Genomic DNA, 19,207 nt, shown 5'->3' with positions numbered 1-19,207 from the left:
TCTACCAGTAGACTCTATAGGTCTGGATTAAGGGATATCCGTTTCGCTACCGCAGTCTAACCTGGGTGCATCCCAATGTTGGAGGGGCTCTCGCATTACGGCAGATAGTTTATTGGTTATAAGCAGAGACTTACTGCCGTAATGCTTCTCCCCTACGGATATATTTGCAAAAATGGGATGCTCCTTCTAACCTGAAGTCCGATCGCCCTTAAATTAAAATGCGTCACTGGATCTATCGGCCGATAGATCCAGTGACGCACTTTATTTCTTAAAACGGAATTGGATCGTAATCGGGATTGTCAGCTTCGTTAGAGGAACCCGACGAGCGATCGGACTCAGAATTTGGAGACTGATGGGAGTTCCAATCAGAGCTAGAAGTGCGATTAGCAGGTCCAGGAGCGTTGCTAGAACTGCGGTTTCGCGAGCCTAAAGGTACCACATTGCTAGGCACGGTCTGAGGCGCGCTGTCACGAATTTGAGCTGGTTCCGGGGCGGTTCTAGGGGCGAGATCCGAGTTCATCGCATTCGCACCGAGACTGTAAATTTTTTGAGCTGTCAGTTCGGCTCGCTTTTCTTTGATACCATCTCTTTCCATTGTGTTCATGTTGAGTCGGCCTTCAATAATCACGCGATCGCCTTCATGATATTTTTCATGGATTTCCACGGCAAAATTTCCCCATCCTATCACCTTCAAACGTTCGGGCGGATCTTCAGGTTTTGGACCTGGAAACTCCACTAGCATTTCAGCGATCTGAAGTTGATTTTCAGCAGTAAAACGGAGTTGTGGTTCTTGAATTATTTCCACCAACAAAATGCAGCTATTCATAACTTAATTGGGAATTGGGAATTGGGAATTGGGAATTGGGGATTGGGCATTGGGAATTGGGCATTGGGCATTGGGCATTGGGAATTGACTTTCAAGTAAAAAGGTAAAACTTAAAATAACGCATTTTATCTTTTCACTTTTGCATTACCAATTCCCAATTACCAATTCCCCCTTACCAATTACCCATTACCAAATTTATCTTTGCGAACAGCCGCCTCAGTTTGGCTAACAAAATCCTGAACTAGGCTGCGGTACTCCTTCAAAGTTTCAGATACCCAATCTCGGTCTTCACTGTTAGCAAAAATATGGACTGTCGGTTCGCTAGCATCGGGCAAAACTAATACCCAATTGTCATCGCTGGAGTTAAATATTTTCACTCCATCTACTAATTCTAAACTATCTGGGGAATGAGTTTCTACTAAATATCGCATCAGAGAACCCTTGACAGTCCAAGGACAGCGGACGCTGTAACTACGATGAGTGACGCGAGGAAGTTCTGCCTTAATCTGTCCTAGCGATCGCTCCTGAATCGTCATCATTTCTATCACTTTAGCAATACAGAACATTCCGTCAAATCCAGGATGCAATTGGGGGAAAATAAAACCCATATTTCCACTGCCACCCAAAACCACGTTGGGATTCCTGTTAGCAGCTTCCATCAAAGCAGTGGGATTCGCTTTAGTGCGGATTACTTTACTTTGATAGCGACGGGCGATCGCCTCTACCGCAGAAGAAGCATTGACCGGTACTACCACTGTACCTTTTGGATGCGAAGTCAGCATCAAATTTACCATCAACGCCGTCAACATTTCCCCACGAATCGCTATCCCAGACTCATCTACCAAAATTAACTGTTCGCCATTGGCCGAAACCTGCACCCCAAAATTAGCACTGAGTGCTTTCACCACCCGACCGAGTTGGTCAAGCAAATATTCCCGTTCGCCATTGCTCAGAGAACTTTGTTTAAGACTGGCATTAAGTACCACCGCATCGCAACCAAATTTGGCGAGCATTTGTGGCAAAATTGCCCCCGAAACTGCATAGACGTAATCGATAACTACCTTAGAATTACTGTAGCGAATGGCTTCTACATTCATTTGCCGCTCAAAGGTGCGGGAGTAAACCTCCAGAGATTGGTTAAAGTACGACATCTCCCCAATTTCCGGAATCAGAGCCCGCCGTAAATCTTCTTTAAAGTAAGCGCCCTCGATTTTCTTCTCCGCCGCTTTGGTAATATTGATACCTTTGGTATCGAAAAATTCAATTAAAATGTGGTCCGATCGATCGGGCGAAATCCGAACGTGAATCCCACCAGCTACTGACAGAGTACAGGAAACCGTGCGCGCGATCGGAATTGCTGTGGATTCCAAATTGACCACACTAATTCCCACCGACATTAAACCAGCAATCAAAGACCTCGAAACCATCCGGGAAATGCTCCGCTGATCCCTAGACACCGATACCGAAGAACCTGGTTTCAAAGTAGAACCATAAGCAGCGCCCAATTTCACCGCAAATTCCGGGGTAATATCTACATTGGCTAGTCCTTGAACCCCCCGTTGACCAAATAAATTCCGCTTAGCTTGTTCTCCCCAAATTAAATTGCTATTTAACAAAGCGCCGGATTCAATATTTTTACTAGGCCAGACGCGAACGCTCGGTCCCACTTGGGCTTCTTCTCCGACTATGGACATGGAACCGACCACAGCCCCTTCTAATACGTGAGCCCGCCTGTCTACGCGAGTGCTCCTGCAAATCACACAGGCCCTGAGATGAGCATCTTCGCCGATAATTGCTCCGTTCCACACGATGGGACGCTTGAGGTTGGCATCGGCCCCCACAGTTACGTTATCTCCAATCACCGAACCGGCTTCGATTTTGACTCTAGCTCCGATGCGACAATTGTTGCCGATCATCGCGGGTACTTCCACGATCGCACTATCGTCAATAAAAGTATTCTGACCTACCCACAATCCCGATCGCACTTGGTCGTAGTAGCTCAAATCCAATTTCACCTTTCCCCGCAGCGCGTCATACTGAGCTTCCCGGTAGACATCTAACTGGCCGACATCGCACCAGTAACCCTCAGCGATGTAACCGTACATCGGCTCACCTTTTTCTAGCAACAGCGGAAACAAGTCTTTCGAGAAATCAGATTCCACATCCAGCGGCAGGTAATCCAAGACTTCCGGCTCTAAAATGTAAGTGCCGGTATTCACAGTATCGGAGAAAATTTCGCTACTAGAAGGTTTTTCCAGAAAGCGATTGATCCGGTGATTTTCGTCAGTAATCACCACTCCGAATTCCATGGGGTTGGGAACGCGAGTTAAAATTAACGTAGCTTTGGATTTCTGGCTGCGGTGAAATTGCACAGCAGCCGTCAAGTCTAAATCTGTGATACTATCGCCACTAATCACGATAAAAGTGCGATCGAGCAATTCGGCAATATTTTTGACACACCCTGCGGTACCCAGGGGCTGGTCTTCTTCCACAGCGTAAGTCATTTGTACGCCAAATTCACTGCCGTCTCCAAAGTATTCGCGCATGACATCAGGAAGATAGTGCAGCGTCGCAATAATTTCCCTAATCTGATGTCTTTTTAGCAAATTGATAATGTGTTGTGCGATCGGGCGATTAAGAATAGGCACCATCGGTTTTGGCAAATCGCACGTCAGAGGTCTGAGCCTCGTTCCCGACCCCCCAGCCATCAGCACTGCACGCATAAAATCCTCCTTGCTTAAAAAGCACTCCTAGTCATTTTTAACTCAAAAATCTCAAACTTAAAATTGTTTGGTCAGCCCTCAGCTATCACGTCTTAATTAATTATCCGTGAGTCTGCTACATAAGATTGACATCAACTTGATTTCTGTACGGATATTGGAAACTTTAGCGTGTACCTTCCCCAGCCTTTTAACCCCTTTGGTAGGATTATATAACATTTAACCTTTTCACGAGCTTTTAAAACCTCCCTCATTACAGTATTCAACCAGTTAGAGGTCAGCCGTACTGTACCAGAAGCTTTACAAAAAGCTATGAGTTGTTTGTGAATTGTAAATCAAACAATTTGGCAACTTAGTAGTATTATATACTCATTAAAATTTTTAATTATTATTTTGATAATTGATGATCGATCGGATTTTTTTGATATCTACAAGATAGAAGCGCCTAGGAGGAATTCGAGTTCCGGGTTCTGATTCCAAAGAGTCAATATAGCTGAAATATCGTTGTAGCCACTCGTTGCTTGTCTTTGTACCAAGCCTCTGTCGGAACTCTCCAGCCACCGTTGTAGACCAGGCGAGTACAGCCTATCATCGGGGCGATCGAGGTTTCTGGTTCGGGAGTCCGATAGAATCGCTACTTAAAGGCTGGTTAACTCATATACCGATCTCGTGAGATGTGTTAAATTGTGGAAAAGCCGTCCTCACAGGACGGGGTTTCAAACCCATTTTGTTGATGAGTAACTTAATTAGCTTGGCATTACTGATCGCTTACGGTGCAGGTATTTGGAAATTTTGGAAGGGTTTCGATCGCACTAACTTCGACAGAAGTTTTTCCAATCGCCTGAAGCTAGCCCTGCTATGGCCAGCATTAATTTTTAATAAGCCCTATCGCCAAAACTTTACAAAGGCCCTCAAAGCCTCCAAAAGGTGAGAGACAGCCCGACATGAAGGTAGGGGGAATCTAATTCATGATTAATCGCGACCTTTGTATCGCGACAAATCTCTATCCAAGAGTGTAATTCAAGAATGTCTAAAAAGTCCGATCGCCTTGCCACCAGTCCAGAGCCAACTTGGTTTGCTAAGGACAAATCAGATAGCTGGCAACCTTTACTCTCGCCAGTTGCTTCCCGGTTCGATCACGAATACCGAGGAGAACCCTTCCCTTTCCCCGAAGAAGTCGAAGCCATGCCGATTTTTCGGGAATCCATCGCCGGCACCCTCCAAGCCAAAACAGTTTCTCCCTTTTGGCAAATTGCCAAACCCCAAAAAAATCAGCGCTGTTTAGACATTGGCTGCGGAGTCAGCTTTCTAATCTACCCTTGGCGCGATTGGGAAGCCTTTTTTTACGGCCAAGAAATCAGCAGCGCCGCACGAGACGCCTTAAACGCCCGCGGTCCTCAACTCAATTCTAAACTATTTAAAGGCGTAGAACTTGCCCCCGCTCATCGCCTAAATTACGAAGAGGATCAATTCGATTTGTGCATCGCCACCGGCTTTAGTTGCTATTTTCCCAAAGATTATTGGGCTATTGTCATGGGAGAAGTTAAGCGAGTATTAAAGCCGGGAGGTCACTTCGTGTTTGATGTCCTCAACCCTAATGCTCCCTTAGCAGAAGATTGGGCAATTTTGGAAACCTATCGAGCAGGGGAAGTATTTTTAGAAGGAATTGAAGATTGGGAAAAACTGATTAAAACTGCCGGTGCAAAGATAGTAAAAAAACAAAGTGGCGATTTATTTCAAATGTATAAAGTGCAATACAATTGAGCCATTACAGGAGGCAAATGCCGATCGGTAATAGTCAAAAAAAGCGATTGCCATCACCCATGTTTAGGATGAGAAACTAACCATCCCCGCCCCGCAACTAAGGAGAAGCAGCAGGAGATGGAGATGCTGTCGGCGACGCTTCCGTAGTCGGCGACGGTGCAGCCCCAGGAGAAGCAGCAGGAGAAGCAGCAGGAGAAGCAGCAGGAGATGGAGATGCTGTCGGCGACGCTTCCGTAGTCGGAGAAACAACAGGTTTAGGAGTCGGTGACTCTGTAGGCACTGGCTGCGGTTCAGGAATCGGTGACTCTGTAGGCAATGGCTCAGGTTCAGGTAACACTAAGTCTCTAGCCCCTGGTTTCAGTTGAGAAGAAGGAGAGGGAGATGCCGATGGCTTCGCTTCTGGTTTAGGTTGAGCTGAAGGCGATGGTTTAGCCGTTGACTGGGGTTGAGGTAAAGGCGATGGCTTGACTCCTGGTTTGGGTTTGCTGGAGTCCCGTGGAGGCTTCTCAAACTGCGGCTTCACTCCCCCTGGACTAGGGGGCGCGGCTGTGGGATCTGGGGAGGGCAATGGTCCCGTTGCTGGGGTTGCCGAGGGAGTTACAGGAATACCGCTGCAAACCTTTTCATCATATTTAAATGCCACAGCCAATTGATAAAGCTTGTGCGTGCTGGCTGGTGGAAGTATGAATTGAGGATTAATAATTGCAAATTTAGCAGCATCGTCGAGAATATTGGAACCCGTCAGGGCAATGGTTTGAGGTTCTGCCCTCAGCAGCCCTTGGGGGTTGACAACTGCACCAAATACTGCTTTCCCTTCCAGTTTTTGCGAACAAGCTGTTTTGGGATAAGGGACATTCACAAGCGTCGGTCCAGTCATTTCCAAGTCAGGATAAGCTTTTTTGAATCTTTCAAACAAGGCAATATATGTAGTTGCAGCAGCCAGATTTCTGTCGGAATCCTTGGATGAGTTTTGTCCGGGATTTCCCTGCTGTTCTAGCTGTTTTTGTTGCTGCTCAAATTGTTGCCTCCTAGCTCTTTCTTCAGGACTTTCTGTGACTTGATTTTCTTGATTTGGATCTTGTTGAGTCGATTGTGGTGAGTTGCCAGACTCCGAATTTGTACCTCTAATGGGGAATTGCGGGGTGTATACTACAGCTCCATCTGGAAACAGTGGCAGTCTACCCTGAGCATTTCGCAATTTTTCTAGAGACTCCCCTTCATCCACCTGGCTTCCGGGAGGCTGGGGGGTTTGCGTGTCCGATGGTGGTGGAGGCGGGGTAATCGGAGAGAAATTACCGAGGGATGGGGGGGGGATGAGATTGCTGGGAGGCTGTGGCGGGATGGCTACGGGGGTTTGAGGAGCGGGATTTTTGATGGTGGGAGATGGAGCTTTCGGAGGTATGGGGGGAGTTAAGGAAGGGAGAGGAGATGGAGGCGCAGGGGCAAAGAATCCCGGAGGTGGCATTCCCGGTGGGAGGGCTGGTAAGTTAATGGGGTTCGAGGCTGGCGGTAAGGGCGGGGTGATGTTGCGTGGTAGGGGAACTGGTGCGACGAGCGAAAATGGTGGTTTCGCATTGGATGCGAGTGGGGGTATGCTTTGGGGCAGTCGTCCTACCTCTGCTGGAGTTAGCTCCACGAACCCAACCGAACCGGGCAAGTTTTTTGATGAATTGCCACCATAAATTAGATTTGAGATCCGAGGCGCGTTAACTCCGAGCACTCCATGAAGACCTATAGAAGCTAGGGCTGCCCACCAAAATGGCTGGCGCAGCGGTTCTGAGAGGGTATTGACTAGGGAGAAAGAGTCATTCATGACAACTGGGAATTGGTTATGGGTTATGGGTTATGGTTTAACGCTATTTTTTTATGGGAGCAGGTAAAAAATAAAAATTTAGGAATTCAAAACCGTAATTATAGCACTATTACACTCAAAGCTACTCGATCGCCAGCCGCTGCTAGCCAACCGACCGCTTCCATACCTATTAATTGCTCCATTAATTGATTAAACAGCCGTTAGGGTGGCGATCGACCGCCGTTGCCAATTTGGTTACCAGAAATTTGGGTCTAAAGCCCCGTCCTTAAAGCTTGGGGAGATTAACACCTAAGATACAGGTGGCTAAAGAGCTTTGCTGTATGAGCATTATTCCTGAATTTCCCCCCAACGGGGGAGGTTCTTCTTCCTTCCCCGCTTGGGGCAGGTTCTTCTTCCTTCTGCCTTCTTCCTACCACCGATATCGATGAGTCTTAAAAGGTGCCCCCTCAATACTGAGCAAATCAATGGGATAAATGGGAGCACCACTGGCCATATATTGAAAAATTTCCCGAACTTCCTCTCCCCGCAGAGACAACTGGTCTAATTCCTTCAGAGAATACCAGCCAGCGCACAAAGTATATTCGTCCGGCTTGCTCTTGGGAGGCGTTTTGTCTTCGGGACGAGCCACAAAAATCACCCTCAAGCGGACATTCCCTCTAGGCATGACTGTATGCTCTACCCGGAGAATGCCCTCAATAATCACAGAAACGCCCGCTTCCTCGACCGTGTTACGCATAGCGGCCTCGAACAATGTCTCTCCTTGTTCCACTCGTCCTGCCGGGAGATACCACTGCTGATCGTACTTGCGCTCTTGTACCAATAGAAAACGGTTTTCTAAGTGAACGACAACTAGGGTAAAATACCAGGTAGAAATAGGCTCGCGAGCCATAGCAGTAGATGTTCCCCAAGCAAAAGGTTTAACCAGCCACACATAAATGAGGCACTGTTAGCAAACAAATTAGCAGCGTGACATACTCCCACATCAAATCTGAGTACAGATTATGATGTGGGCTTCTTAACAGCCCGATGAAGGCTAAATGGTTCTTCCGCAAGGGTTTTTGAACTCAAGAGGTTAATCTTAGCACTTTAGCAACAATTTTTATCTCAAATCTAAAATTGAGACAGTACCACGGAGGCTGGGGGAAGTTGAGCTTTCGCCCCTCTTACCAGGCAAGTGCTAGGGTTTACGGAACTGATGAGATCGGGTTGCACTACGGGGGTCCGTAATTGCCGGAGACCAAAAGCCCGAAACAATTCAACACCATCCCTTGATTTAGGACTATTTAGAAACTGGTGGTTGTAAAATTTCCGTTGGTTTCTCCACGATACCTGGCTCTACAATCGAATCTAAAACCGGAGAAGGAATCGGCACTTCTTCCACTACCGGATGCTTTTCCAAAGTTAACCGAGACTGAGATGAACCAGACAATCTTTTTAACAATTTCGGTGTAGGATCGTGTAACAAATAAATTATTCGATCGCCTCCTTGCCAAATCTGCCCCGCCGACACTACTTGCAAATATCCCTGTCTTTCCAATAACAGCGGCACTAACTCGCCGGCCCGAATTAGAGCCTGCAAGTGATCTAACTGAAACTGCAATCCAGTAGTTTTTAACTCCGTTTCTCCCAATTTTACCTCTTTGTCGTTCAAATATTCGTTCCAATCCTTCAAGGACAAATCGGACACGAAGGCTTGATTTATTTTGGGATTATTTACAGCACTGTTAGCTTGCGGATCTTTGGGGAAAATTGCCAAAACCCTTGGTGGTGCAAACTCTTCTGCTGCTCTTTGAGCTAACACTAAGTTTACCTCACCGTTGTTGGTCATTGCCAAAAAAGTTCCCATAGATTCCAGTCCGGCGGCTTCCAAAACACTGTGATCCAGAGCACTGCTCAAAAAAACTCGTAAACCTTCCCGTTCTGCCTGTTGACAAGCTTCCGGGTTAGTGTCTATAATTGCTACAGATTCGCCGCGTTCTTGAAATAACCGAGCAATCAATCTACTCAAAGAATTTGACCCAACAATGGCAGCACCGGTCGCGGATTTCGAGGTGACTCCTAAGATTTGAGCCATAGCTCCGGCGGTTAGTCCTTGTAGGAAAACTGTCATCATAATTGTCAGAAATACCAAGGCTTTAATGGAGTCGCCGCCGTTGATTCCCCGCTGGGTTAGCAAAATGGCAAATAAAGATGCGATCGAAGCTGAGACAATTCCCCTAGGCGCTACCCAACAAGCAAATAATTTTTGTCGCCAATTCAGCCCACTGTTGAGGGTGCACAGCCAAATGTTAATCGGTCGCACCACCCACATTAATGCTAAAACTGTGAACACACTCCCCCAACCGAGCGCAACTACACTAGCGAGGGATAAATCTGCCGCCAGCAACACGAACAGCACCGAAATAGCAAGGACTGTGAGTTGACCTTTAAACCTCCTCAGCAGCCTTTCTTCGGGAACAGAAGCTGCTCTGAGGACAATACCGGAGAGTACCGTTGCCATTAATCCCGATTCGCTGCGCAGTTCCTCTGCTAATCCGAAGAATCCCCATAAGCCGGCTAATACTACTAGGTTTTTGAGGTCTTCTGACAGAAAATTCGATCGCTTGAGAATGAATCCTAGCAGCCAACCTCCCGCCACTCCGACGACAGCACCTACTCCCAGCCGCACGATTAAATCTCGGAACAAAACTAGCAAGTCTGCATTGCCGTTTAAAATAATATTCAGTACCAATACTGCCAGAATTGCCCCGACAGGATCGATTAAAACTCCTTCGGCTTCCAGCAAAGCGGCGACTTGTTTATCAACAGAAACCTGTTTGAGCAAAGGGCCGATGACCGTCGGACCAGTGACAACTACTAGAGAAGCATATAAAAAGGCGATCGGCCAAGGAAATTCACCCAGCCAGTGGGCCGCCATTCCGCCGCCGATGAGGGTAATTAAAGTGCCTACTGTAACTAAATTGCGGATACTGCCGGAAATTCGACCCAAATCTCGCAATTCCAAATTCAAGCCGCCTTCAAACAAAATTAATGCTACAGAAAGGGATACCATAACTTCCAAACCACTGCCGAGGAGATTTGGGTGTAGCAGTCCCAGACAGTCTGGCCCTGCTAAAATACCGAACAACAGCAAAAAGACGATCGCTGGAACTTTTAAGTAAGCTGCCAGAACTTGAGCGCTAATGCCACAGGTGACGGTCATGACCATCAACAGGGTGATGTTAAAGGGGATTTCCATAGATGTAATTGTTGGAGGCTGCCCGCTCAGTTTTCAAAGTGCGATCGCGGGTGACTTGAGTACAGGTGCTATAGGTTGGCACTCATACAAACTCTACAGGAGCATGAATTTTCGGTTTTAGTTAAAGATGGTTGATAGTCGCTATAACCTTATCAGATAATTCTCAAGGTGTCAAAGATGGTAGTTCCCCCTAGCCTTGGCCCAAGACTCAACACACAAGGTAAAATATTTATTTTTCCTAACAGACGAATGCTTTGAGAATTCTGCATCCTGGGAAATTTTTGTTAAAAAAGCTTGATGGTTTGTAGTTAAGCTACCACAGTGGTGAAGAGAATTTTTATCTACTATAATTTTTATCTTGTATTTTTTAAGTATTATAAATATGATGTTAAGTAGAAAAATTGTGGTTTTATTAGGGAGAGTGTGGCAGTGAACATCGATCGAATTAAACCAGGTCCCGGTCAAGAATCAGTTTGGGATTACCCACGGCCGCCTCGTCTGGAGGAATCGACCAAACACGTAAAGATAATTTTTAATGGTGTCACCCTTGCCGACACCCACCGCGCTCAAAGGGTATTAGAGACAAGTCACCCTCCTTTTTACTATATCTCTCCCGAAGATATAGAAATGCAATATTTGCAAAAAACTTCGCGGGGTTCTTGGTGCGAGTGGAAAGGACAAGCAGGCTATTACACAGTGAAGGTGGGAGAAAAGGAAGCCGTGAATGCTGCTTGGTTTTATCCAAATCCCACCAATATCTTTGAGGCTATTAAGGATTATGTGGCTTTTTATCCAGGTTTGATGGATGCTTGTTATGTGGATGGAGAATTAGTGCAAGCTCAAGAAGGCGTTTTTTATGGTGGCTGGATTACTAAAGATATTGTCGGCCCGTTTAAAGGAGGGCCTGGAACTTGGGGATGGTAAACAAGTTGAGTCAATTACCCACCACCAAGCGGATTACCGCTAGGGTGGAGGTTTGTTTCTAGACTGCACCGCAATTGCGATCGCCCTTGTACCATCTTAGCTTTCAAAAATTGCAGCAAATCCCAGTCTATTCAGACTCGCACCAAGCACGTTCAGCAGTCCAGTGTCTGTCTGACGATTCATAAATTCTCAAGCCATCCAAACCCGCAGTTTTTATGATAGTCTGAATTTCATCCAGAGTAAAAGCCGCCTGTAGGGAATCTCTGAATAACTGCTTTTGATGCGCGTTGCAATCTCCCGCATACATCTCTACTAAATTATCCCTGATTGCTGGTGTTTCCGGCCGCAATAAATCCCGCAAAAATATTGCTCCTTTTGGTTTCAACACCCGCTGGACTTCCTGAAAAAATGGCAAGGGATCTGGCAAATGATGGATAATGCTATTGGAAATCACCATGTCAAAATAATTGTCAGGATAGGGCATTGCCTTGGCATCAATTAATTCAAGACTAATTTGCGATCGCACTCCAGCCTTTTCCACATTTTCACCCCCGACTTTCAGCATATTCGCCGACAAATCGATGCCAGTCAAATGCCACTGGGGACGTATTGCACAAAGAGCAATGGGAATTCTCGCCGTACCAGTCCCCGCATCCAAAACGTTTCCAAAAACCGGCCCCAAGGCGGCCGCACCCATCGCAAAAGCAGAATTAACCTCAGTAAAGTCCATCGAATCGTATTCGATGGCCTCTTCCCAGGAATCCATAACCTCCGGTTCCAAAACTCGCTGCATCCAATTCATTCTTTTATCTCTTCAATCCTGGCATTCAAACCATTAGCAGTGAGCATTTGTAATAACTCCTCAGCTTTTTCCTGTTCCCGAAAAGCACCTGCTTGCATGACGGCGCGCCCGTTAGAAAAAGTACGAAAAGCATCGGGAACCAGAGATTGCATCCTGGCTCTATCGCTCTGACTCTGAGCATCAACTACCACCCGATACCGAAAACCCAAAGCTAACGCTCGATCGAATGATGGCGCATTTTCCCCAGAATTAGCCACAGAATTAGGCAAAGAATTAGGCAAAGAATTACCTCCTAAAGCAGCGGGTACATAGCCACCCCTTCCCAGAGGAATGTTGCGACTCGGAACTGGTAATTTACCATCAGCAGGAACCGGAATCGCACTATCCAAGTTAGGTGGTAAAATTGGCGACGGCACAGCAATTTCTGCAACGGATCGAGAGTTGGGAGCTGGGACTGGAATGGCGATCGCCGAAGGAGAGGCACTTGGGGGAGCCAACAGAGGCGACAACCGAGTTTGACCCGATGCCGATCGATTTTGGGCAGGACTCGCTGACAGCGGGGACAGAGGCCTCTGGGGCGATCTTTGAGTTCTCGGAGTTAAGGGAGCTGTGGTATAAACAGGTAAAGAGCTATCTGGCCCACCGCTTCTGGGAGGTTGAGCAACGAACCCCAAATCATGGCCACCAATGGATAGAGGAGAGTTGAAAGTTCCCGCCACCTGAACTTGACCAGTCGTGCGGTTGCTCAACAATTGATTGCCGTAAGCTTGAATTAATTGACCTTTGGCAGCATTATTCACATCATGCTGGCCGTTGTTGCGAATCACATTCCCTCCCGGTTCCGTCATAGTTCCTAAATCGGGGAGAGCACGGGCGATCGCCACAATGCCATCACGCTGATTCCTCTCGATATAATTATTGCGGAGCACCGGTGTCGCCTCAGCTTGTACCACCACACCATCCTTGTTACGAGTAATCTGATTCCCGATTAACAAAGGAGAAGCTTTTTCCGCTACATTCACCCCAAATCCAGTGTTTTCAAAGACATTATCTCGAACTTCCGGCTGGGAAGTGCCATAAATCGTCATCCCATTAGCTCCATTTTTCGAGAACAGATTCCCGGTAATCATCGGGCGAGAATTACCCACCACTGAAATTCCGTCGTGAGTGCTCCCCAAAAAAGTATTATTAACCACCGTGGGAGAGCTCGATTCGATCCACAAAGCATAACCCCGATAGTTGGGATTCGTCACTGTCACCCCGCTGAGTCTGGCTCCCGATGCGCCTAAAATCGTGATATTTTGACCAGCCGAAGTGGGGCTCAGAAAGTCTCCTCCGCCTTTGATGACAATATTTTGACCGCGAGTGTTGGGGTTTCCTTGAACAATCACGTTAGGCTGGAGTATCAGCGGAAATTGTTCGCCGGTTTGGGCGCTGTAGGTACCGGGCGCTAGCAAAATTGCTGTGTTGGGCGGGGCGACGCTTAAGGCGTAGGTAAGGGTTTTGAATGGATCTCGATCGCTCCCATTACCTGTTGTGTCGCTTCCACCGGATGAGCTGACGTACAGGATGTTGATTTCTGGCTGCTGCGCCTGAGCTATTATCTGCACTATTGGGGTTTCGGTGGCGATCGCAGATTGTTGAGTTTTGAACAATGAGACACTAGCAAACAGCAGCAACAGGCAAGAACTTAAGGCTTTGCTTGGCGATCGCCTTCCTGTATACCTAAGATCTTGCAGCTTTTTCAGGAACAGGCAAGATGCCTGTTCCAAAAACAGCAATTTTTGGTGTGGGCTGGGTATCTTGCTCGTCCCGGAAAGGCTGATTGAGAAGGGTTCTAGATGTGAGTTGTACCCGCTCTGTTTTGAGTAAATGAGCATAAAAAAACACAACCTGTCTGTGAGCCGAGTTTCGCCCATGCGATCGAAGTTTAATGGCAGCGTGCTGCTGGGGTTTTTCTGGGTTAATCTGTGATTTTCTGCTAACCTCACGGCTCTCCTCCGAAGTGTGGTATGCAGTTTAACGATTCCACTATCCTCAAGTTTGATCTATTATGCTTTGTTTTCTTCAAATTCAATAAAACTTAAAAATTAGTGGGAAAATGTAGCAGCTTGACTGCTGGATTAACGATCGAGGTGGTTCTATATGACGCAAAAACCAAACAGAACTTTACCGGCACAGCCCGCTCTGTGCCGGATTTTAGATGCAAATTTAGATCGCGCCCGCGAAGGATTGAGAATTATTGAAGAATGGTGCCGATTTGGTCTCAATAGCGCCGATTTAGCTGGCGAGTGCAAGCAACTGCGTCAGGAATTGGCTTTTTGGCACACCGCAGAATTACGCAGCGCTAGGGATACGCCGGCAGATCCGGGTACGGAACTGACTCATCCGCAGGAAGAACAGCGCTCTGGACTTCAGCAGCTATTGGAGGCGAATTTCTGCCGGGTGGAAGAAGCGCTACGGGTACTTGAAGAGTATGGCAAAGTTTACGATCCGAATATGGGCAAGGCTTTTAAGCAGATGCGCTATCGGGTTTATACTCTCGAAAGCGATTTGCTGGCTTATGGGCGCTACCAGCAGTTATTGCGATCGCAGTTATATCTGGTAACTTCGGGGAGAGACAATTTGTTGGGCGTGGTGGAAGCTGCTTTGCAAGGTGGACTGACTTTGGTACAGTACCGCGACAAAACCTCAGACGATGCGGTGAAATTGGATAATGTGCGGAAGCTTTGCGAACTGTGTCACCGCTATGATGCTTTGTTAATTGTGAACGATCGCGTCGATTTGGCGATCGCAGCGGATGCCGACGGTGTACACTTAGGACAGCAAGATCTACCTGTAGCTGAAGCGCGCAAGTTGCTAGGGCCTGGACGGACGATCGGGCGATCGACCACAAACGCCCAGGAAATGCAGCGAGCCATTGAAGAAGGAGCCGACTATATTGGAGTTGGCCCAGTCTACTCCACTCCCACTAAACCCGATAAACAGGCTGCCGGTTTAGATTATGTGCGGTATGCTGCTGCTAAGTCACCAATTCCTTGGTTTGCGATCGGCGGAATAGACATCAACAACCTCGACGAAGTATTAAATGCCGGAGCTTCTAGAGTAGCAGTTGTGCGATCGATCATGGAAGCCGAACAACCAACTTTAGTCACACAGTTTTTCATCTCGCAGCTAATTCGGATGCAGAAGCTCAAAACTCACAAACTTATAACTAATAGGTCGTAAGATTAAATGAACCACGAGGCACGCGAACGCGAAACAAGAACCCCCCCACCCCCCCAAGGGGGAAAGAAGGAAATGCAGTTCTTCCTTCGTGTTCTTCGCGTCTTCGCGGTTCGTTCAAATAATTAAATTAATAAACAAATGACCAATCAAATTGCTCTCCAAGTCAACGGAGAAACCCGTAATTGTGCCACCAAAACACCATTGCCAGAATTATTAAAACAACTAAGTTTAAATCCACGATTAGTAGCTGTGGAGTACAACGGCGAAATTCTGCACAAACAATTTTGGGAAACCACAGAAATGCAAGAAGGCGACATCTTAGAAATTGTGACCATTGTCGGAGGAGGTTAGCCACCATTGGTGTCAACTTAAGCTGTCAGCCCGCCAAGTCCGTTAGTCATTCATCAAGTCCGCCAGGGGTTGAAACCCCTGTCTAATAGCGAAAGTCCTCTCAAAGAGGACTGAAGAGAAGAATCTCAACTCATTAGTCCTCTTTTAGAGGACTTTAGCTTTGAGACAGGGGTTTAAACCCCTGTCGGACTATCGGTTTGACGTTAAGTTGACACCAATGGTTAGCCACACATTACTACTTGTAAGGATTGAGTAGATTACCAGCCTCCTGCCGACACTCCTCAATATAACTTTTTAAAGTAGGTAGGGAGTTCTCAGATGTTGAATTAAGCCCAGAACCAAAAACATTCTTAATTGCTTTATCACATTCTCTAACAAGAACAATCAGATCCCGAATAGTCTCAAAACCATCGGCTTCAATATTTTTGAGAACAAGTTGCTCTAAGCACCATAATCGATGATTTAGAGATTGTTGAATGATAGGTAAGCTAACATTGGCTAAGGCTTTAATGAATCTTTTATCTCCACTAAAAATCTGAGCGGATTTATTATTTTGAATAAATTTGATAGCACAACTTGTGAGCATTGCCTCACCTGGATCAATATTCTCAATACTGGATAACTGGATAAAAATTTCTTGGTCAATCTCCGATTCCAGTATGTTCGGTAGAGTCTTAGTAAGGTAAAGAACTTGTTTATAATTAATCACAGGATCTTCTGTTTTTCGACTTCGACCTCCTTCAAATTTTTTCCAATCGTTTTCAAATTTATATTTTGCCGTCTCTAGGATATTAACTTGCCCATAACTAGCATAAAATAATTGAATGGTCTTATCGAATAGCTGAAATGTAGCAAGCTTTTTGATGATGTCATTATCAATACAATAGATACAAGTAGACAAAGCTATTCTCCTAAAATTCTGTCTAAGTAATCAGCATTGTCATCACTTAATTCATCCCAATTTAGATGCTGCTGTAAAAAATTGTTAATAATTTTTTGTCCTTCTTTATCATCATCAATCAAATTTAGACATCTTCTAGACAATCCAAAATATGTCTTGTTATGCCAACCATAATTTAAAGCCAATGCACATGGATCAATAGTTAAGTCATTTTTACTACGTTGAATAATTTTATTCTTTAGCTGTACTGCATTATAAAAATTTTGATTGCCGAGGAAATTATCAAAACTGTTGACTAGCAATTTAACTGCAAACTGATTACTATCTATTTCTTCTTGATCATCAGAGTCTTGCTTAATATCATCATCAATCAAAATACCTTCTTCAATATGACCAAGGGCTAGATGACCCAGTTCATGGGCAAGATGGAAGGCTAACAATGCCGGATTAGTATGACTACTACTTAAAACAATCACGGGATAATCACCTTGCCATTGGATCATGCCTGTAATTTTGCGTTGCTTCTTAGGGTAATTATTGAAATAAATAACAACAATACCATGTTGCCAGCAGTAATGAATCAAGCTGTATAAATTAACTTGAGGATGTTTGGCAACAATCTCTGAACGGACTTGATCCGGGTCAGATGGAATCGGTTTAAATTCTAGCTTTATAGCATTAGCAACAACTTCCGCCACCCGTGAAGCAAGTTGATGGGCGACATCAGGTAAGTCTGTTTGACTCTGTTGATGATACTTGAATTTTGTGTGAGGTAATGGTTGAAACTGAGGCTTTTGATTCTCGGCTAAAAGACTTTTGAGGTCTAGGCGCAGATGTTGGGCAATATGACCAGCCCCCTGTAGGACGGCGACGGGCTGATTGTCTAGTTCTTCATTCCACCAACTAGGCAAAACTTTGTCTCGAACGAACTGTTTAGGAAAACCTATCGCCAAGAGTTTCCTATAAAGAACAGACATTGATAATGTTTGTGTCATTGGCTTACCCTCCCTAGGAAAATTAGCGTAAAATTGTTATAAGCTAATTACCGAGAATATAAGAATATAACTATTAGATTTTTTATAGAGTGTCAATTTCTATTATACCATGTCTTCAAATGTAATCGGTATATTGAGATAGAAAATCAGGAGGCAGAGCCTCTAGAAATGCGTTCCTAGGCATAGCCTAGGAACGAGGAATCAGGAGGCAGAGCCTCTAGAAATGCGTTCCCAGGCAGAGCCTAGGAACGAGGAAACTATCCAAATTAAACTGCTACAGCTTCAGCCGCAGGCGCTGCTACAACCACAGGATAAATGCTAACTTTCTTGCGAGTTTTGCCCTTTCTTTCAAAAGTCACCACACCATCAATCATGGCAAACAGAGTATCATCTCTGCCAATACCAACATTATTACCAGGGTGAACTTTCGTGCCGCGTTGACGAATCAAAATGTTGCCAGCTTTGACAACTTGACCGCCGTACTTTTTGACACCAAGACGCTGAGAATTAGAGTCGCGTCCGTTACGTGTACTACCTGTACCTTTCTTATGGGCCATGATTTCCTCAACTTTAAATTACTGACTATTTTTTATTCTGAATCACTTTCGCCGGTTTGGGGAGTTTCCACAACAGCTTGAGTTAAGTCTCTCGCGGCCAAAACAACACCATTGACGCTGATGGAGTCAATCATAAAGCGAGTTGTTTCTTGACGGTGCCCTTTTTTCTTCCGAGTTTTCTTTTTCGGCTTCATCTTATAGACGAGGACTTTGCGGCCCCGGAAATGCCGCAGAACAGTTCCTTCTACTGTGGCATTTTCTACTAGAGGTTGGCCGATGTGAACATCGTCTTCGTGCTGGATCAGAAATACTTTGTCGATGGTGACTTTGGATTCAGCTTCGACGTGAAGCAGTTCGATGTCGTAGAAGCGGCCTGGTTCTACCCGAAATTGTTTGCCGCCGGTTTCAATAATTGCGTAAGTCATGGGATGGTGGTTGAGATTGCCGTACAGGTAGCTGATGAGTCATTGGTCATTGGTCTTTAGTCCTTAGTTACGAACTTTTGGCTGTGGACTTTTGACGGCTGACGGTTTTTCAGCTTTTGGAATGTCTTAACCTGATCCGAGCCGGATTTAGACAGACAGTCTACGATTATAGACGATTTGGGTATTTTTGTCAAGTGAGTCGGCGGTTGAAACCGCGTCTACAAAAACGAAGTCCGCCTCCGCGGACTAAGTATTTGCTAACTGGTTCCCAGGCTCTGCCTGGGAATCAACGTCTAGAGGCTCCGCCTCGTTTGCTGCTTGCTGCTTAACTGGTTCCCAGGCTCTGCCTGGGAATCAACGTCTAGAGGCTCCGCCTCGCTTGCTGCTTGCTGCTTGCTAACAGAAAATCTAACTGGTTCCCAGGCTCTGCCTGGGAATCAATGTCTAGAGGCTCCGCCTCGCTTGCTGCTTGCTAACAGAAAATTGGAGGCAGAGCCTCTGGATCTGCGTTCCCAGGCAGAGCCTGGGAACGAGTAGAACGAGTAGAACGAGTAGAACGAGTAGAACGAGTAGAACGAGTAGAACGAGTAGAACGAGTAGAACGAGTAGAACGAGTAGAACGAGTAGAACGAGTAGAACGAGTAGAACGAGTAGAACGAGTAG

Annotated in this window: 17 protein-coding genes and 1 pseudogene; 5 read left to right on the top strand and 13 right to left on the bottom strand. The window is 46.0% G+C overall.

Annotation, left to right across the window (positions count from 1 at the left end; genetic code table 11):
- Positions 1–268: 268 nt before the first annotated feature.
- From ACBR23_RS14835 to ACBR23_RS14825, 3 genes and pseudogenes are all read right to left on the bottom strand, one after another.
- A complete protein-coding gene (locus ACBR23_RS14835; protein WP_371113993.1) occupies positions 269–826 on the bottom strand; it encodes a single-stranded DNA-binding protein in 558 nt (185 codons plus the stop codon).
- A 179-nt stretch (positions 827–1,005) separates the two neighbouring features.
- The gene (locus ACBR23_RS14830) at positions 1,006–3,549 is read right to left on the bottom strand and encodes a mannose-1-phosphate guanyltransferase (protein ID WP_341736280.1); all 2,544 of its coding nucleotides are present in this window, start codon (positions 3,547–3,549) and stop codon (positions 1,006–1,008) included.
- A 481-nt stretch (positions 3,550–4,030) separates the two neighbouring features.
- A pseudogene (locus ACBR23_RS14825) lies at positions 4,031–4,168 on the bottom strand (helix-turn-helix domain-containing protein); the annotation flags it as partial.
- Between the two features lie 54 nt (positions 4,169–4,222).
- On the opposite strand from ACBR23_RS14825, the gene ACBR23_RS14820 reads away from it, so the two are divergent.
- Complete coding sequence (locus ACBR23_RS14820; RefSeq protein ID WP_371113994.1) at positions 4,223–4,477, top strand: hypothetical protein; 255 nt, start codon at positions 4,223–4,225, stop codon at positions 4,475–4,477.
- A gap of 95 nt (positions 4,478–4,572) precedes the next feature.
- Positions 4,573–5,310 carry a class I SAM-dependent methyltransferase gene (locus tag ACBR23_RS14815; RefSeq protein ID WP_371113995.1) on the top strand — a complete coding sequence of 246 codons (738 nt, stop codon included), beginning with the start codon at positions 4,573–4,575 and terminating at the stop codon, positions 5,308–5,310.
- Positions 5,311–5,407: 97 nt separating this feature from the next.
- Here the strand turns inward: ACBR23_RS14815 and ACBR23_RS14810 are convergent, their stop codons facing one another.
- The 3 genes from ACBR23_RS14810 to ACBR23_RS14800 all read right to left on the bottom strand — a co-directional run bounded on the left by ACBR23_RS14810 (position 5,408) and on the right by ACBR23_RS14800 (position 10,361).
- Entirely contained in the window at positions 5,408–7,123 is a 1,716-nt protein-coding gene (locus ACBR23_RS14810) for a hypothetical protein (RefSeq protein ID WP_371119649.1), read from the bottom strand.
- A gap of 409 nt (positions 7,124–7,532) precedes the next feature.
- A complete protein-coding gene (locus tag ACBR23_RS14805; RefSeq protein ID WP_341736283.1) occupies positions 7,533–8,012 on the bottom strand; it encodes an NUDIX domain-containing protein in 480 nt (159 codons plus the stop codon).
- 390 nt (positions 8,013–8,402) lie between these two features.
- Positions 8,403–10,361 carry a cation:proton antiporter gene (locus ACBR23_RS14800; protein ID WP_341736284.1) on the bottom strand — a complete coding sequence of 653 codons (1,959 nt, stop codon included), beginning with the start codon at positions 10,359–10,361 and terminating at the stop codon, positions 8,403–8,405.
- Positions 10,362–10,790: 429 nt separating this feature from the next.
- Between ACBR23_RS14800 and ACBR23_RS14795 the strand changes: the two genes are divergently transcribed.
- Complete coding sequence (locus tag ACBR23_RS14795) at positions 10,791–11,285, top strand: DUF427 domain-containing protein (RefSeq protein WP_371113998.1); 495 nt, start codon at positions 10,791–10,793, stop codon at positions 11,283–11,285.
- Positions 11,286–11,412: 127 nt separating this feature from the next.
- Here ACBR23_RS14795 and ACBR23_RS14790 read toward each other — a convergent pair whose 3' ends face one another.
- Both ACBR23_RS14790 and ACBR23_RS14785 read right to left on the bottom strand, forming a co-directional pair.
- On the bottom strand, positions 11,413–12,078 hold the full coding sequence (locus tag ACBR23_RS14790) for a class I SAM-dependent methyltransferase (RefSeq protein ID WP_341736336.1): 666 nt from the start codon (positions 12,076–12,078) through the stop codon (positions 11,413–11,415).
- A gap of 5 nt (positions 12,079–12,083) precedes the next feature.
- Positions 12,084–14,078 carry a DUF1565 domain-containing protein gene (locus ACBR23_RS14785; protein WP_371119650.1) on the bottom strand — a complete coding sequence of 665 codons (1,995 nt, stop codon included), beginning with the start codon at positions 14,076–14,078 and terminating at the stop codon, positions 12,084–12,086.
- A 154-nt stretch (positions 14,079–14,232) separates the two neighbouring features.
- Here ACBR23_RS14785 and ACBR23_RS14780 point away from each other — a divergent pair, with 154 nt between their 5' ends.
- Positions 14,233–15,315: a thiamine phosphate synthase gene (locus ACBR23_RS14780; protein ID WP_340550759.1), complete on the top strand. Its 1,083-nt coding sequence runs from the start codon at positions 14,233–14,235 to the stop codon at positions 15,313–15,315.
- A gap of 138 nt (positions 15,316–15,453) precedes the next feature.
- Positions 15,454–15,666 carry a sulfur carrier protein ThiS gene (gene thiS / locus ACBR23_RS14775; protein WP_341736288.1) on the top strand — a complete coding sequence of 71 codons (213 nt, stop codon included), beginning with the start codon at positions 15,454–15,456 and terminating at the stop codon, positions 15,664–15,666.
- 235 nt (positions 15,667–15,901) lie between these two features.
- On the opposite strand, the gene ACBR23_RS14770 is transcribed toward thiS, so the two are convergent.
- The 5 genes from ACBR23_RS14770 to ACBR23_RS14750 form a co-directional block, all read right to left on the bottom strand.
- Positions 15,902–16,567, bottom strand: coding sequence for a hypothetical protein (locus tag ACBR23_RS14770; RefSeq protein ID WP_371114001.1), 666 nt, complete (start codon positions 16,565–16,567; stop codon positions 15,902–15,904).
- A gap of 2 nt (positions 16,568–16,569) precedes the next feature.
- Positions 16,570–17,562 carry an ImmA/IrrE family metallo-endopeptidase gene (locus ACBR23_RS14765; RefSeq protein WP_341736290.1) on the bottom strand — a complete coding sequence of 331 codons (993 nt, stop codon included), beginning with the start codon at positions 17,560–17,562 and terminating at the stop codon, positions 16,570–16,572.
- A 266-nt stretch (positions 17,563–17,828) separates the two neighbouring features.
- Positions 17,829–18,119 carry a 50S ribosomal protein L27 gene (rpmA, locus tag ACBR23_RS14760; RefSeq protein ID WP_341733420.1) on the bottom strand — a complete coding sequence of 97 codons (291 nt, stop codon included), beginning with the start codon at positions 18,117–18,119 and terminating at the stop codon, positions 17,829–17,831.
- Between the two features lie 32 nt (positions 18,120–18,151).
- The gene (gene rplU / locus ACBR23_RS14755) at positions 18,152–18,544 is read right to left on the bottom strand and encodes a 50S ribosomal protein L21 (RefSeq protein ID WP_371119651.1); all 393 of its coding nucleotides are present in this window, start codon (positions 18,542–18,544) and stop codon (positions 18,152–18,154) included.
- Between the two features lie 472 nt (positions 18,545–19,016).
- The coding region (locus tag ACBR23_RS14750; protein ID WP_371119652.1) for a hypothetical protein at positions 19,017–19,207 on the bottom strand (191 nt) is incomplete at its 5' end.

The organism is Microcoleus sp., from assembly GCF_041354475.1.
In the GTDB taxonomy this organism is placed as follows: domain Bacteria; phylum Cyanobacteriota; class Cyanobacteriia; order Cyanobacteriales; family Microcoleaceae; genus Microcoleus.
Note: the sequence above shows the minus strand (reverse complement) of the source record. Positions and strands in the feature narration are given on the sequence as shown.

Excerpts from the sequence above, each read along its gene's own strand:
- ACBR23_RS14835 (WP_371113993.1), bottom strand. The coding sequence starts at position 826 with ATGAATAGCTGCATTTTGTTGGTGGAAATAATTCAAGAACCACAACTC.
- ACBR23_RS14830 (WP_341736280.1), bottom strand. The coding sequence starts at position 3,549 with ATGCGTGCAGTGCTGATGGCTGGGGGGTCGGGAACGAGGCTCAGACCT.
- ACBR23_RS14815 (WP_371113995.1), top strand. The coding sequence starts at position 4,573 with ATGTCTAAAAAGTCCGATCGCCTTGCCACCAGTCCAGAGCCAACTTGG.
- ACBR23_RS14810 (WP_371119649.1), bottom strand. The coding sequence starts at position 7,123 with ATGAATGACTCTTTCTCCCTAGTCAATACCCTCTCAGAACCGCTGCGC.
- ACBR23_RS14805 (WP_341736283.1), bottom strand. The coding sequence starts at position 8,012 with ATGGCTCGCGAGCCTATTTCTACCTGGTATTTTACCCTAGTTGTCGTT.
- ACBR23_RS14800 (WP_341736284.1), bottom strand. The coding sequence starts at position 10,361 with ATGGAAATCCCCTTTAACATCACCCTGTTGATGGTCATGACCGTCACC.
- ACBR23_RS14790 (WP_341736336.1), bottom strand. The coding sequence starts at position 12,078 with ATGCAGCGAGTTTTGGAACCGGAGGTTATGGATTCCTGGGAAGAGGCC.
- ACBR23_RS14780 (WP_340550759.1), top strand. The coding sequence starts at position 14,233 with ATGACGCAAAAACCAAACAGAACTTTACCGGCACAGCCCGCTCTGTGC.
- thiS (WP_341736288.1), top strand. The coding sequence starts at position 15,454 with ATGACCAATCAAATTGCTCTCCAAGTCAACGGAGAAACCCGTAATTGT.
- ACBR23_RS14765 (WP_341736290.1), bottom strand. The coding sequence starts at position 17,562 with ATGACACAAACATTATCAATGTCTGTTCTTTATAGGAAACTCTTGGCG.
- rpmA (WP_341733420.1), bottom strand. The coding sequence starts at position 18,119 with ATGGCCCATAAGAAAGGTACAGGTAGTACACGTAACGGACGCGACTCT.
- rplU (WP_371119651.1), bottom strand. The coding sequence starts at position 18,544 with ATGACTTACGCAATTATTGAAACCGGCGGCAAACAATTTCGGGTAGAA.